The organism is Billgrantia saliphila, assembly GCF_002930105.1.
Lineage (GTDB): Bacteria > Pseudomonadota > Gammaproteobacteria > Pseudomonadales > Halomonadaceae > Halomonas > Halomonas saliphila.
Genome location: NZ_PJRN01000006.1, coordinates 181,157 through 194,907 on the forward strand (window position 1 = coordinate 181,157; position 13,751 = coordinate 194,907).

Below are 13,751 nucleotides of genomic sequence, written 5' to 3' on the forward strand. Positions count from 1 at the left end.
AGGCGATATGAATGATAACTTTCAGGCTCTCATATACTTCACTCGAATGGCAGGATAGCGGAATCTGCGAAGTTATTTTAGTCTGCTTAGGACATACTGGCTTACGATTAGATCAAAATGAGCGCCACCTGCATTTTTATAAACTGTTATATCCTCCTGGCTTCGAACGAAGCTGGAGTCTTGGCAAAGGTCATACAAGTCGCCTTCAATCTGATCTTGACTGATTACTCCTGCTAGGAGCGGTATTTGGATGTCTCCTGAAACCATTGCGGTTGATCGATCATCGACAAATATCCGGGCATTCGCCAGAGCACTCGAATCGGCCTCCTGCATATCTGGGCGATACCCACCCAAAAGATCAATATGCGTTCCAGGCTTGACGAACTCACCGAAAATCAACGGAGTAGCAGAGCTTGTGGCTGATGCGATAATATCAGCGCAACTCACTGCGGAATTAAGATCCTGAACGATCTTCGCGCTGATGCCTCTGGATGCCAAGTGAGCATGAGTTTCCTTAAGCTTTTCTGGCGTCCGATTCCATAGCAAAACTTCGCGTATACCGGGTCGGATGTGCAGGTAAACTTCCAACACTGATTTTGCGATGGGGCCAGCTCCTAATACCAGCAGTACGGAGCTATCTTCACGGCTGAGCCGTCGGCCGGCAAGCGCGGAGTCGGCGGGCGTCTTCCAGCGGCTTATCTCGGGGCCGTCGAGTATCGCGCTGATCGATTTGTGCTTCTCATCAATGACGACGTAAGCTGCATCTTCCACCGGGCATGGAGGAGTCGCAAGGCCATTTGCGGGGCACATAGAAGCGACCTTCACTCCGGCGCCGAAGCCTGGAAGAATAACGCCGCGACCAAGAAGACCAAACTCCGAATCGCCAAGAAAGAAGCTATCGCCCACTGGCCGTGGACCGAGATGAGCGGTATGCAGGGCATCCAATACCCCATCCCAATCCAGCAGCGAACTGATACACTGAGCTGAAATTAAGCGCATTACGAAACCTTATGTAGTCAGCCGCGCCTCTCCTTATTGCTTTGAGAGGCATCGACGCATTCGATCCAACAAGATGCGTTCAGTTCACGTAGCCGAGCAGCCTGGGCAAGAACAACGACAGTGCCGGCCAGTAGGTCGTGATCAGCATCACCGGCAGCGCAGCCAGCAGCATGAAGCTGAAAGCGGGCCGGATGACCTGTGACATCCCGACCTGGCCGATCCGGCAGCTCATGAACAGGATGGGCGCCATGGGCGGGCTGTTGCACCCGATGACGACGCTGGTGCCCACGATGGCGGCAAAATGCACCGGATGAATACCAATACTCTCCATGACCGGCAGCAGCAGAGGGCTGAGGATGGCCACGACACTGACGTCATCCATGATCATTCCCATCAGGATCAAGAAGATATTGACCATGAGAAGGATCAGCAACTTGTTCTTGAAGAGCTCGAGCAGCAGCTCGGTCAGCTGCTGTGGCACTCGCTCGAAAGTGAAGATACGACTGGCCACGAAGGAGAAGAGCAGAATGATCATGATGACGCCCGTGGTCGTGGCGGCCTGGATGAAACACCGCGCCAGGGCTTTCAGGTCAAGATCGCGATAGACGAACAGGCCGACAGGAATGGCATAGACCACGGCGATGGCGGCGGCCTCGGTGGGAGTAAAGATGCCACCGTAGATGCCGCCCAGGATAATGACCGGGAGCATCAGGGCGGGAATGGCCTTCCAGCCGGTACTGCCAATATGGCGAAAGCGGTCGCTCAAGGCGAGCGTTTGAGGGCTGTAGGCGGGATTATTCCGCATCTTGATAGCGTTGATGATACACAGGAACAGGATCAGCAAGATGCCTGGACCGATGGTCGCCAGGAACACGGCCGCAACGGATTGCCGGGTGACCACGGCGTACAGAATCATGGTGATACTCGGCGGAATCAGCAAGCCGAGCAGCGAAGAGATTCCCACCAGAGCGGTGGAATAGGGGCGGCTGTAACCATGCTTTTCCATCGGACCGATCATGATGGTGCCTATAGACGCCACTGCGGCCGAGGCAGTACCCGAAATGGCACCGAATATCCCGCAGGCCATTACCATGGAAGTTCCCATTCCACTGCGGGACGAACCGACGATAGCCTCGACAAAACGCAACAGCCTGGCCGCAATCCCTCCTGACTGCATCAAGTAGCCTGTCATGATGAACAGCGGAAGGGCCAGCAAGATAATAGAGTTGATGGACCAGAATCCCGTCGTCATTAGAGATGTGACATCGACATCATAGGCAAATGAAAGCACGAGCGTCATGGCAGCGAACGAGAATACGACCGGCACGCCTATGATCATTAATATTACAACTGCACCTATCGCTAGCAGGGCACCCATGTGTTACTCCCATTATTGTCAGGTTGTCTCTTGGAGAGGACGTCTTGGTTGTCCTTGGCGTTTGACTCAGCCATTACGTTTGAAAAAATTACCTATGTCATTAACCATGTCTCGAACCGCGTAAAGCAGTAGCAAGACACTCGCAACCAAAAGACTTCCCTGGGAGATATATTGCGGAATGCTGAATACCGGAGTCACTTGGCCTCTCTCGAAACCCCATGAAAATAGGCTGTAGCTCCAGGCTACGAAAAAGATTGCCATAACGATTGACAGTAAGGTCGCGATCAGCCTCATGACGTCATGCAGGGTTTGGTTGGTGGAGAAGGCCTGAATGAAGTCGGCACTGAGATGAGACCTCTCCCTCGAGGCAAGGGCAGCCCCGAGCATGTACAGCCACATGGCGGCCATCAGCACCAGTTCCTCTAGACCGAATACCGGCACATTAAACAGCGCCCTTGAAGCAATGCCGATCACCATGGCGAAAGAGACGAAAATGCCCAGCGCCGTAACGATAATCTTCATCAGCATCGTGACCGCATTATCGAAGACGGCAAAATAATACTTAATTCCCTTCATATCATTGCCCTAGTAGGTATTGCATGGAGTCGCCCTAACGCAGGGTGGCAGGGCGACACTCCATGTCACCCAAAATGCCGTTACTGAGGTTCAGAAGCATGTTCGCGAACCGCGTTCATGACATCCTCACCCAAGGGCTCCTCCGCCTCGACCCACACGCTCTCGCGGACCCGCTCGACCCAGGCAGCCATCTCTTCGTCGGAAGGCACGATATATTCCATGCCATCTTCCTGAGCCTTCTGAATCCACTTTTCGTCTTCGGCCCTGGCATTCTCGAACTGCTCATTGACCACAACTTCCACGGCATCCGCGATGATACCCTGGTCTTCTTCGTCGAGTTCGTTCCAGGCATCTTGATTCATCAGGAAAGTGTAAAATGAAAAGTTGTGCTTGGAGTGGACGAAGTAATCGAGAAGATCGTTGAAGTAGGTGTAATCCCAGTAGATCACATTACTGGAATCACCATCGACGACACCTGTCTGAATGGAGGTGTAGACCTCCGACCAATCGATCGGCACGGCCTGGAAGCCCATCGCTTGAACCGTCTGGGGCAGCGGGAAGATCGGCTGGGAGCGAACCTTGATTCCCTTCTCCTGCGCCTCCTCGTAGCTGGTGGCGTATGTGTCCTTGGTGGCAATTCCGCCGAAGCCCTCCGGGAATGGCCCTAGATACTGCAGGCCAATATCGGAGAAAATAGGCTCGACGATCTCTAAAAGCCAGCCATCCTTGCCATAGGTGTCCAAGGCCTCATCCCAACCAAGGCTCAAGTAGGGAAGGTGCAAAATCCCAAGCCGCTCGTCGTAGGATGTATGGGGCCAGGTCAGCATCAGGTCGATGTTTCCCCTGACCAATTGATCGAAGAGCTCCTGAGGACCGCCGATCTCATCCTGATAGAAGACATTAATGGTGATTCTTCCATCGGACTCTTCTTCGATGAGCTCGGAGATTCGCTTGATGGCCTGTCCTTGGACCGAGTCACGGTCTCCAGACTCTGTGGCCATCGTAAATCTCATGTCCTCTTCGCTTGCCCATGCGGAAGCCGAGAAACCAAGTGCACCAATAATCGATGCTGCCGCTATATTCGAGCTAAGAATCATTGAGTTTTTTGAAAACATAACACCTTCTCCAGGCGACTATTATAGTTGGGCTTCATTGTTGCCTGACCATGGCCACGCATCCACGCATCTCTTAACGCTATAACTGTGGCGACGGTAACGGAAACGACTTTTCCTCTGTACAAAACAGTACCTGAGGTTATCGTTGCCACGATCGAGGGGGAGGTCTACCCTCCCCATGCCAATGCTCACCGTCAGCGAGCAAACCGCCTCTCGCGTGAAGGCGAACGAAGGCGGCTGAATATTATGATGCTGCTTGCTTGACGCTGGATCAGGACAGCTGGATCCAGGTGGTCTTGAGTTCACAGTACTGATCGTGGGCGTAGACCGACTTGTCTCGCCCGCCGAAGCCGGACTGCTTATACCCGCCGAATGGCGTGGTGATGTCTCCCTCGGAGAAGCAGTTGACGGAGACGGTGCCCGCCCGTATGGCACCGGCCATGCGATGTACGGTGCTAAGGTCATCGCTCCACAGCGAAGCGGCCAAGCCATAGCAGGTGTTGTTGGCGATTGTGATGGCCTCTTCCTCGGTGTCGAACGGAATCACCGCCAGCACCGGCCCGAAGATCTCCTCCCGTGCTACTGCGGCATCCTTGGGTACCTCGTCGAAGATCGTCGGGGCGATGAAATAGCCACCGCTCTCCTCCCGCATGCGCATCCCGCCGGTTACCAGAGACAGCCCATCGGCCCTGGCCCGCTCGATATGGCCCAGCACCTTGTCCATGTGATCCTTCTCGATGAGGGCACCGAGCTGAACGTTGGGGTCCAGAGGATCACCTGTACGCCACTCCTCCTCGAGTTGACGCTGCATCTCGTCGACTAGGGCATCCTTCACCGACCGATGCACGATCAGCCGCGAGCCTGCCGAGCAGTTCTCGCCCATGTTCCAGAAGGCCGCAGCCAGGACGTTGCTCGCCACGGTCTTGAGGTCGCTCACGTCGGGCATGACCACCTGCGGATTCTTGCCACCGCACTCCAGCACGATTCGCTTGAGATTGCTGGCCGCCGAGTATTCGAGGAAACGACGCCCTATCTCGGTGGAGCCGGTAAAGGCGACAAGGTCGATATCCGGGTGCAGACCGATGGCCTTGCCGGCGGTATGGCCCAGGCCCGGCACTACGTTCAGCACACCGGCCGGTATTCCGGCTTCATATGCCAGTTCGGCAAGCCGTAGGGTGCTGAGCGAGGTCAGCTCGGCGGGCTTGAGTACCACGCTGTTACCCGTGACAAGGGCCGGCCCGAGTTTCCAGCCTGCCATCATGGCGGGAAAGTTCCACGGTAGCACCGCGCCCACCACCCCGATCGGCTCGCGGGTCACCGTGGCAATCACCCCTTTCTCGGTGGGGGCCACGGCATCGTAGAGCTTGTCGGCAGCTTCGGCATGCCAACGAATGGTGTTGGCGGTATCGGGAATATCGACGTTGTAGCACTCGCCGATCGGCTTGCCCGCTTCCAGGGATTCCAGGACAGCCAGTTCCAGGCAGTGCGCTTCGATCAGGTCGGCGAAGCGCTGCATGATGGCCTTGCGCTCGGCCGGGGCAAGCTCCGCCCAGACGCCTGCCTCGAAAGCGCGGCGGGCGGCCTGTACCGCGAGATCCACATCGACGGCATCACAGGCGGCAACTCGCGTCAGGCACTCGCCGGTAGCCGGGTTCAGGGTCTCGAACGTCTCACCCGAGCAGGCGGGAACGAAGCGACCGTCGATGAAGGCCAGATTGCGGTATTCGAGCTGCTCTATCTGACGCGCAATAGCGTCAGGAGTTAGGTTCTCGGACATTGTTGTTCTCCTCGTATCAGGTAAGTCAAAGCTCCTTGCCGGCGTGCCACTCCTTCCAAGCAAGTGTCGAGCGCACGCCCAGGCCAAGAAACGGTTCTGGTGGATTGGCGGCAGGTTTGGGTTGTTCCAACATGATGTCGAGCAGTTCGCTCTCGATGCCCAGCGCATACTCGGCGATCAACTTTCCGGCGATGGTGCCTCGCGTCAGGCCCAACCCGTTCTGGCACACGGCACTGAAGACACCCGGGGCGATCTCGCCAAACGGGACGCCGCCATTGCGGGTCAGGCACAGTGCGCCGCCCCAGGTGTATTCCATTTCAACGTTCGGCAGCATGGGAAAGCGCCGCTTGAACGAGCGCTGATGGACGGAGCGCACACGTGCCAGCCGACTCTTACTGGTGCTGACACACGGGTTGTAGGTGAACACATTACGGATACAGATACGCCCGTCTCGCATACGCCGCACGGTCGTACCCATCGGATCGGCCGGAATCAGCCCCCAACTCTCCTCACCGCCCAGATCCGCCTGTTCCTGCGCGCTGAGGGGCCGGGTCAAACTGCCGTAGGTATACATGGGCAGAAGTCGACCCGAGAATCCGAGTTGGCTGAACTGGCCAGCATAGGCGTTATTGGCGAGAACCAGCCGGGGCGACGTGAGTTGGCCCTTGTTGGTCACCAGCGTATGAGGCTTGCCGACATCGATCTTGTGGACGGGGCTTTCCTCGTAGAGACGAACGTTCGCCGGCAGGGTGGCCCCGAGCCCACGAACCAGCGCAGCCGGCTGCACCGTCACCGCACCCGGCGCATGCATTCCGGCCCGATAGAAATCGGTACCGGTTATTGCCTGCATGTCGCGGGCACTGAGCTCCCGGTAGGGTTCGCCTAGAACCGAAAGCCCCTTGGCGAACGTTTCCAGGGCCTTCAACCCGCGAGCCTCCACTGCCCCGTGCAGCTTGCCTCGCTCGCGCCAGTCGCATTCGATGGCATGCCGCTGCACGATCTCGCGCATATAGGCGATCGCGCCCCGATTGAGCCGGATGAGCTTACGATCGGCGGACTGATCCCCGGTGTAGTTGTGCGAGTTCAGATCATGCGGCAGATCCACCATGAAGCCGGAGTTCCGACCGGCTGCACCGAAGCCGACACGCTTGGCATCCACGATGGCGATGGCAGCGTTCGGCTGCAGCTCGGCCAGCCGGCGTGCCGCAGCCAGGCCGGCCAAGCCGGCTCCCAGCACCACCCAGTCGGCCTTGACCTCGCCCCTGAGCGGTGTCGATACAGGCGGCGGCGGCAGTATCTCGTACCAGCCACAGCGGCCGTCGTTCTGGGGCAGAAAACGACATTTCAGCTGCATGAATGGATCTCCGGCGCCGGGTCTCAGCCGCGGTGTTGCACCAGGGCGTCATAGGTGCGCTGGAAACTGCCCTTCTCGGCCTCGCTCAACGGCATGAGTGGAGCCCGTGCCGGCCCTACCGGCAGACCTGCCAGTTCACAGCCATACTTGATGTACTGGCAGAATTTCCCGCCCTGCTCGAGCAGGTTCAGCATCGGCAGCAGGCGAGCGGCGAGTTTGCGTCCGGCGACGAAGTCCTGGTCGATGACGCAGGCTTGGTACAGGGCCACATGTTCCGGGGCCAGAAAGTTGGAGGCACCTCCGACCCAGCTGCGCGCGCCCCAGACGAAGAATTCAAGTACCTGATCGTCCATCCCGCAGCTCAGCTGGAGCTGGTCGGTGAACTCGTTCGCAAGTGCATGCATGCGCTCGATCGAACCGGTACTCTCCTTGATCGCCTGAAAATTCGGACGGTCGCGCAGAGCCTCGATGAACTCGAGGCTCATGGGGGTGCCGGTGCGGTCAGGAAAGTTATAAAGCATGGCAGGCATGTCGAGAGCGTCATCGATACGCTGTACATGCGTGAGCAGTTCCTCTTGGGTCGGCTGGCAATAATAGGGAGCCGCCACGAGAATGGCATCGAATCGGGCAGCCTTGGCATGTCGCCCAAGCTCCAGGCTCTCTTCGGTGGTCGTCGCATTGATGCCCGCCATGATCGGGATTCGCCCTTTGGCATGCCCTGAGACGAAGTCGAGGACTCGCTTGCGCTCATCCTTGCCGAGAGCGTAATACTCGCCGGTCGTACCGCCGATAATCAGTCCATGCACACCCTGGTCGAGCAGGGTATCGATCACCTTACCCAGCGTGTCGAGCTGGATGGCACCGTCTTGGGCGAAAGGCGTGACGACAGGAGTCCAGATACCATCGAAGTTCATAAAAACTACCTTTGTGATTGTTTATGAATGGAATAGCCGATAGACCGATGGTACGAGGGCAACTCTGCCCCGAAAAAGCAACATTTAATCCTGGCAAAGCATGACCGGATGTTATGATTATCTCTTCGTGGCGAAACGGCATCCGGTGCCGACAGGTCGAGTTGGAATATGACGACACACACCGATCCCGATCAGAAGCTGCTCAAGATGCCATCGCTGCGAGCGGTGAGGTCATTCGTGGCTGCGGCGAAGTATCAGAACTTCACCCGAGCTGCCGAGGCACTATGTGTCACGCAGGCGGCTATCAGTCGGCAGATTCGCGAGCTCGAAAGCCACCTCGGTACGCCCCTGTTCAAGCGAGCCGGCCGTTCGGTTGAATTGACTAAAGCCGGTTCAATTTTCTTCGATGCCGCGCAATTATCCTTTATCAATATTGCTCAGGCCGCAGAACGTATTCAAAAGGACCACGGCAGCAATGCCAGGCGCACCCTCACGCTTTGCTGTTCCCCAGCTTTCTCGGCGCTATGGATGTCCCACCGGTTGCCCAGCTTTTTCAGTGACAATCCGGACATAGATCTCAACTTGGTCACGACCCAGAACTTCCTGACCATGGAGCCGGGAGTCAATCCAGACATCTTCATCACCAAGATGTCTCGAGTACGCGATGGCTATGTCAGTACTCCACTGTTTCATGACCGGATCTATCCAGTGTGTACGCCGAGCTATCTAGCGGACCACCCTGAACTCCGCACTCTCGAGGGGCTGCGAGATGGCGTGCTGCTCAACCTGAGCCCCTACGGGCGCTCCCAGGTGGCCGAACATGTGGACTGGGGGGTATGGCTGGCCATCCACCACCTGGACATCGAAGACCGCCTGCCCCAGGGCCCTCACTACTTCAATGCCAATGATTACAACCTGCTGATCCAGATGGTGCTCAATGATCAGGGCGTCGCCTTGGGCTGGCACCATCTCGTCAGTCCGCTAGTCGACAAAGGGCAGTTGGCAAAGCCTGTCGAGCAAGAGGTCATCCTGGAGGAAACACGCCATTACATGGCGTACCGAGAGGACAAGGGAGATGAAGAGGCCATGATTCGCTTCCGGGAATGGTTTTTGCAGCAGAGCGATATGACACAGGAGCCCGGCTTATCAGCGGGACAGACCCGCTAAACCTCTCGCACCCGCGGTAACTCGAGGGTTGAGCCTAGCTTCAACCAACCTGTTGACGTGGCGAGCCGGACGGTCAGCAACAGCATGCTTTTGTACATAAACCCGACACCAGTGTACACTTCCCGCTTTTGCTGGCGCCTCCTCGTGGCACCGCGTCCAGGATAGGAAGACATCTCGATGCCAACCGGCAGTGACAGCAACACCAAATGGAAAGGATCCCGCGAGGCCTGGCTCGACGCCGCCTTCGAGTTGCTGCTCGATTCCGGCGTCGATAGCGTGCGGATCCTGCCGCTGGCCAAGCGGCTCGACGTCTCGCGAACCAGCTTTTACTGGTTTTTCAAGGATCGCGAGGCGCTGCTGGAGGCTCTGATCGAGCGCTGGCGGGAGAAGAACACCCAGGGCCTGGTGCGGCAGACCGAGGCCTATGCCGAGAGTATTGTCGAGGCGATCCTGAATGTCTTCGACTGCTGGCTGAACCCCGAACTCTTCGACTCCCAGTTGGAGTTCGCCATGCGCAGCTGGGCACTGCAGTCGGAAGAGGTGGCCAAGGAGATCGATATCGCGGACGAGACGCGCATCGAGGCACTGACTCGCATGTTCGAGCGTTACGGCTTTGAGCCGCTGGCGGCCAACGTGCGTGGCCGCACCATCTACCTCACCCAGATCGGCTATATCTCGATGAAGACCCAGGAAGCGCTCGAGGTTCGCATGCGGCGCATCCCCGCCTATGTCGAGATCTTCACCGGGCAGACGCCACAGGCCCGGGAGCTGCAGCGCTTCCAGGCCCGGCATGGTTACGCTGCCGAAAGTCTCTCTCCCATTGCGAATGACGTTTGAGCATCACTCCACCTCGCCCATCAATTGCTGTACAAGGAAGGTGAACGCCAGTGCCTGCATATGGGCGCGCTGTCGGTTGTCGGCCGCGCCACCGTGACCGCCCTCAATGTTCTCGTAGTAGAGCGCCTCATGCCCCTGCTCGCGCATGCGCGCCATCATCTTGCGCGCATGGCCCGGGTGGACGCGGTCGTCGCGGGTGCTGGTCATCAACAGCAGCGGCGGGTAGTCGGCGCCGGGGTCGAGGTTGTGGTAGGGGGAAACGTCGCGCAGGAATGACCAGTCGTCGCCCTCGGGGTCGCCGTACTCGGCCATCCATGAGGCGCCCGCCAGCAGCTTGTGGTAGCGGCGCATGTCGAGCAGCGGCACCTGGCACACCACGGCGCCGAGCAACTGCGGATAGCGGGTGAGCATGTTGCCCACCAGCAGGCCGCCGTTGGAGCCCCCCTGGATGCCCAGCCGGCGCGGCGAGGTGACGCCGCGCTCGATCAAATTTCCTGCCACCGCGGCAAAGTCCTCGAACGCCTTATGGCGCTTTTCGCGCAGCGCCGCCTGGTGCCAGCGCGGGCCGTATTCGCCGCCGCCGCGAATGTTGGCCACCACGTAGACACCGCCCTGGCTGAGCCAGGCGCGCCCCACGCCGGGGCTGTAGCCGGGCAGCAGCGGCACTTCGAAGCCGCCGTAACCGTAGAGCAGCGTCGGATGATCGCCGTTTGGCTCAAGGTCGCGCCGCGCCACCTGGAAGTAGGGGATCGGCGTGCCGTCCCGGCTGGTGGCGAAGTGTTGTGTGACCTCGAGACCTTCGGCGTCGAATAGCGCCGGGGCCTGTTTGAGGGTCTCGAGTGTTTCACCTACCTGGCCATGCAGCAGCGTGGTCGGCGTCAGGTAGTCGCTGACGATGACGAAAATCTCGTCGCTCTCCTCGTCATCCACCGCAGTCACGCTGACGCTGCCGAGGGTCGGCACGCCGGGAAGCGGCTCGGGCTGCCACTGCCCCGCTTCGGGGGTCAGTACATAGAGCCGATGCTTAACGTCGTCGAGCACGTTGAGAATCAGATGATGGCGGGTCCAGGTGACGTCCGAGAGCGAGGTGCGCTCGGTGGGCGTGAACAGCACGCGAAAGTCGTGGCTGCCGGCCATAAAGCCGTCGAAGTCGGCGATCAGCAGCGCGCCGGCGGGGTGCGTGGTGCTATCGAACTCCCAAGGTTCGCGCAACTCGACCAATAACCACTCGCGGTGTACCTGCTTGTGGGCCGAGTTGGGCACCTCGATGCGGCGCAGGGTACCGTCGGCCTCGCGCAGGTAGAGCTCGTTGTCGTAGAAGGCGCGGGCGCGGCTGACGAAGTCGCGCTCGAAGCCGCGAGTGGGATCATGCGCGGCGCCAACGGCCATGTCATCAGGCTCGCCTTCGAACACCGTCTCGGCTTGCGCCAGCGGCGTGCCGCGCCGCCACTGCTTGACGATGCGCGGGTAGCCGGAGCTCGTCATCGAGCCTTCGCCGAAGTCGGTCTGGACGTAGACGGTATCGCGATCGATCCAGCCCAGTCCCCCCTTGGCCTCGGGGCGCTGGAAACCCTCCTCAACCCAGCACTTCTCGACCAGATCGAACTCGCGGGTGACGTCGGCGTCGGCGCCGCCGCGGGAGAGCGACACCAGACAGTGGCGCCAGGGCTCGTCGGGCGAGGTCGGGCGCAGGCAGTGGGCGCCGTGCCACACCCAGTTCTCGCCCTCCTCGGCATTGAGCGCGTCGAGGTCGATCAGGACCTCCCATTCGGGCCGCGCCTGGCGATATTCCGCAAGCGTGGTGCGCCGCCACAGCCCACGTGGATGGTCGCGGTCCTGCCAGAAGTTGTAGAAGTGCTCGCCGCGCTTGACCACAAAGGGGATGCGGTCGTCGGCCTCGAGGATCGCCTGCAAATCGTCGCGCAGCTCGTTGAAGCCCGGCGCATCGGCCAGCCGCGCCTGGCTCTCCGCGTTACGTTCTTCCACCCAGGCCAGGGCGCGCTCACTCTCGACCTCTTCCAGCCAGAGATAGGGATCGTGCTCGTCGTGTGGGGCCGCCATGCGGGTCTCCTGGTAGGCCTTGGTTGCCCACCAAGCTAGCCTGCCCCGGCCGCGGGCTCAATGCCGATCAATATTTGCGCCGAAGCGCGGAAAGCATCTGCATGGCCAGGGCTAGGCCCGTTCCGTACGGGCCCACTTCTCATACCCATGCGGATCGCAAGGCAAATAGAGTTAGGTGAAACTTTTCCACCTCGAAGATGCGAGACAGGTCCGCCATCTTCTCCAGATGACGTCCCCAGTTCGGCGAGCAGGACCGACTCAAGCGCGGCCTCCATGAGCGGCAGGCGACACAGGACAGTACGCGAGGGAGTTAGGATTCGGTGATGTCCTCGATCCAGGTCAAAGCCGCCACCCCGGCCGGCAGCCCCAGAGTGGGAATCGCCAGCATGGCCACCTGCTTGAGCGCCTCGGGCTCGATCCCCTCGTCGAGCGCTCGGCGCATATGAGAGTGCACGGCCCCCTCGGAGCCGCCACCCACAGCCAGCGCCAGCTTGACCAGGCGCCGCGTGCGATCGTCCAGCGGGCCCGCTTCGGCGCACGCCTTGCCCAGCGCGGCATAGGCGCGCCACACCTCGGGATAGTCGTCGGCCACCTTGCCGGCGCCGGAGGGAAGGTCTTGATTGGCCATGCGAGACTCCTCGTTCCTGGTTCGATACGTTGCGGCTATCCAGTATAGAGCGGCACCCCGTGGCAGCCAGCGTCACTGCCAGGCGGCGAACCACAGCGGATCCTTGCTCAGAGCCGTGCCGAACATGTATGCGAAGGTGAGTATCGCCGCGACCGCGGCGACGCCGCGGGCCTTGATGCTGCGCCCATGCTTGATCGCCAGGGTCCCCAGCAGGATGTAGCCCAGCAGCGCCAGCAGCTTGGCGGCGAGCCACGGGTGCTGGTGCGGCCACATCGAGAGCGTGACCATCAGCGTGACGCCCAGCAGCAGCAGCAGGGTATCGTTAACGTGGGGCACGATCCTCACCCACCGCCGCTGCAGGATCGGCGCCTCGCGCACCGACCACCAGGCGCGCACGACGAAGAGGGTCAGGCTCAGCACCGCCGTGGTCATGTGCAGATGCTTGATCAGCATGTAGTGTTCGATCATCCGATGCTCCGGTTCCATGGCACCGGCCCGCCTCCTTACCCGTTGGGTGAAGAGAGCGGGCGCAGCCGGTCTTCGTGCGGGCTCTAGCCGTCCTGTCCGTCGACGCGGGCACTCAACAGCGGCTGTGTATAGTGGAACAGGAAGATCAGGTAAGCGCCACACCAGAACAGGATGCTCAGGTTATATGTCCACTACACCCCCATGGCCAGTACGCTGAACAGCGATGCGAGAAGGAGAAGGGGCGAAAGGCCAGGCGCGCCACGGGGAGGCGGTTCAGGCTTGCAACGAAGAGCGGAGGTTTCATGGCGATATCCGACTTGAACGCTAGGACAAGCTCATTGTGCAACCCATGGCACGCAAGAGTCATGACAAGCATCAAGAAGCTGCAACACGAGCGACGCGTGGCTGCAACCTGAGACCTTCAGCATAAAGCACGATCGCACACCGGACCCTTGGCACGACAACGGGCCGGGGCGA

At 59.7% G+C, this 13,751-nt stretch carries 12 protein-coding genes; 2 read left to right on the plus strand and 10 right to left on the minus strand.

Annotation, left to right across the window (positions count from 1 at the left end; genetic code table 11):
* Positions 1 to 72: 72 nt before the first annotated feature.
* The 7 genes from CYJ07_RS08990 to CYJ07_RS09020 form a co-directional block, all read right to left on the minus strand.
* On the minus strand, positions 73 to 999 hold the full coding sequence (locus CYJ07_RS08990; RefSeq protein ID WP_104203353.1) for an ornithine cyclodeaminase family protein: 927 nt from the start codon (positions 997 to 999) through the stop codon (positions 73 to 75).
* Between the two features lie 79 nt (positions 1,000 to 1,078).
* The gene (locus CYJ07_RS08995; protein ID WP_104203354.1) at positions 1,079 to 2,377 is read right to left on the minus strand and encodes a TRAP transporter large permease; all 1,299 of its coding nucleotides are present in this window, start codon (positions 2,375 to 2,377) and stop codon (positions 1,079 to 1,081) included.
* A gap of 66 nt (positions 2,378 to 2,443) precedes the next feature.
* Entirely contained in the window at positions 2,444 to 2,953 is a 510-nt protein-coding gene (locus CYJ07_RS09000; protein ID WP_104203355.1) for a TRAP transporter small permease, read from the minus strand.
* A gap of 80 nt (positions 2,954 to 3,033) precedes the next feature.
* Positions 3,034 to 4,068, minus strand: coding sequence for a TRAP transporter substrate-binding protein DctP (gene dctP, locus CYJ07_RS09005; RefSeq protein ID WP_231489581.1), 1,035 nt, complete (start codon positions 4,066 to 4,068; stop codon positions 3,034 to 3,036).
* Between the two features lie 271 nt (positions 4,069 to 4,339).
* Positions 4,340 to 5,845, minus strand: a complete 1,506-nt coding sequence (locus CYJ07_RS09010; RefSeq protein ID WP_104203357.1) for an aldehyde dehydrogenase — start codon at positions 5,843 to 5,845, stop codon at positions 4,340 to 4,342.
* A 25-nt stretch (positions 5,846 to 5,870) separates the two neighbouring features.
* Positions 5,871 to 7,199: an NAD(P)/FAD-dependent oxidoreductase gene (locus CYJ07_RS09015; RefSeq protein WP_104203358.1), complete on the minus strand. Its 1,329-nt coding sequence runs from the start codon at positions 7,197 to 7,199 to the stop codon at positions 5,871 to 5,873.
* Between the two features lie 23 nt (positions 7,200 to 7,222).
* A complete protein-coding gene (locus CYJ07_RS09020; RefSeq protein ID WP_104203359.1) occupies positions 7,223 to 8,113 on the minus strand; it encodes a dihydrodipicolinate synthase family protein in 891 nt (296 codons plus the stop codon).
* Between the two features lie 168 nt (positions 8,114 to 8,281).
* Between CYJ07_RS09020 and CYJ07_RS09025 the strand changes: the two genes are divergently transcribed.
* A complete protein-coding gene (locus tag CYJ07_RS09025; RefSeq protein ID WP_104203360.1) occupies positions 8,282 to 9,280 on the plus strand; it encodes a LysR substrate-binding domain-containing protein in 999 nt (332 codons plus the stop codon).
* A 177-nt stretch (positions 9,281 to 9,457) separates the two neighbouring features.
* Positions 9,458 to 10,117, plus strand: coding sequence for a TetR/AcrR family transcriptional regulator (locus CYJ07_RS09030; protein ID WP_104203361.1), 660 nt, complete (start codon positions 9,458 to 9,460; stop codon positions 10,115 to 10,117).
* Between the two features lie 3 nt (positions 10,118 to 10,120).
* Here CYJ07_RS09030 and CYJ07_RS09035 read toward each other — a convergent pair whose 3' ends face one another.
* From CYJ07_RS09035 to CYJ07_RS09045, 3 genes are all read right to left on the minus strand, one after another.
* Positions 10,121 to 12,178: a prolyl oligopeptidase family serine peptidase gene (locus CYJ07_RS09035; protein WP_104203362.1), complete on the minus strand. Its 2,058-nt coding sequence runs from the start codon at positions 12,176 to 12,178 to the stop codon at positions 10,121 to 10,123.
* Positions 12,179 to 12,488: 310 nt separating this feature from the next.
* Positions 12,489 to 12,806, minus strand: coding sequence for a carboxymuconolactone decarboxylase family protein (locus tag CYJ07_RS09040; protein WP_104203363.1), 318 nt, complete (start codon positions 12,804 to 12,806; stop codon positions 12,489 to 12,491).
* A 72-nt stretch (positions 12,807 to 12,878) separates the two neighbouring features.
* Positions 12,879 to 13,274 (minus strand): SirB2 family protein, encoded by a 396-nt coding sequence (locus tag CYJ07_RS09045; protein WP_197038301.1) that lies wholly within the window; start codon positions 13,272 to 13,274, stop codon positions 12,879 to 12,881.
* Positions 13,275 to 13,751 lie beyond the last annotated feature (477 nt).

What these genes read in the sequence shown, in the direction of transcription:
- CYJ07_RS08990 (WP_104203353.1), bottom strand. Translation starts at nt 999, where the DNA reads ATGCGCTTAATTTCAGCTCAGTGTATCAGTTCGCTGCTGGATTGGGAT.
- CYJ07_RS08995 (WP_104203354.1), bottom strand. Translation starts at nt 2,377, where the DNA reads ATGGGTGCCCTGCTAGCGATAGGTGCAGTTGTAATATTAATGATCATA.
- CYJ07_RS09000 (WP_104203355.1), bottom strand. Translation starts at nt 2,953, where the DNA reads ATGAAGGGAATTAAGTATTATTTTGCCGTCTTCGATAATGCGGTCACG.
- dctP (WP_231489581.1), bottom strand. Translation starts at nt 4,068, where the DNA reads ATGTTTTCAAAAAACTCAATGATTCTTAGCTCGAATATAGCGGCAGCA.
- CYJ07_RS09010 (WP_104203357.1), bottom strand. Translation starts at nt 5,845, where the DNA reads ATGTCCGAGAACCTAACTCCTGACGCTATTGCGCGTCAGATAGAGCAG.
- CYJ07_RS09015 (WP_104203358.1), bottom strand. Translation starts at nt 7,199, where the DNA reads ATGCAGCTGAAATGTCGTTTTCTGCCCCAGAACGACGGCCGCTGTGGC.
- CYJ07_RS09020 (WP_104203359.1), bottom strand. Translation starts at nt 8,113, where the DNA reads ATGAACTTCGATGGTATCTGGACTCCTGTCGTCACGCCTTTCGCCCAA.
- CYJ07_RS09025 (WP_104203360.1), top strand. Translation starts at nt 8,282, where the DNA reads ATGACGACACACACCGATCCCGATCAGAAGCTGCTCAAGATGCCATCG.
- CYJ07_RS09030 (WP_104203361.1), top strand. Translation starts at nt 9,458, where the DNA reads ATGCCAACCGGCAGTGACAGCAACACCAAATGGAAAGGATCCCGCGAG.
- CYJ07_RS09035 (WP_104203362.1), bottom strand. Translation starts at nt 12,178, where the DNA reads ATGGCGGCCCCACACGACGAGCACGATCCCTATCTCTGGCTGGAAGAG.
- CYJ07_RS09040 (WP_104203363.1), bottom strand. Translation starts at nt 12,806, where the DNA reads ATGGCCAATCAAGACCTTCCCTCCGGCGCCGGCAAGGTGGCCGACGAC.
- CYJ07_RS09045 (WP_197038301.1), bottom strand. Translation starts at nt 13,274, where the DNA reads ATGATCGAACACTACATGCTGATCAAGCATCTGCACATGACCACGGCG.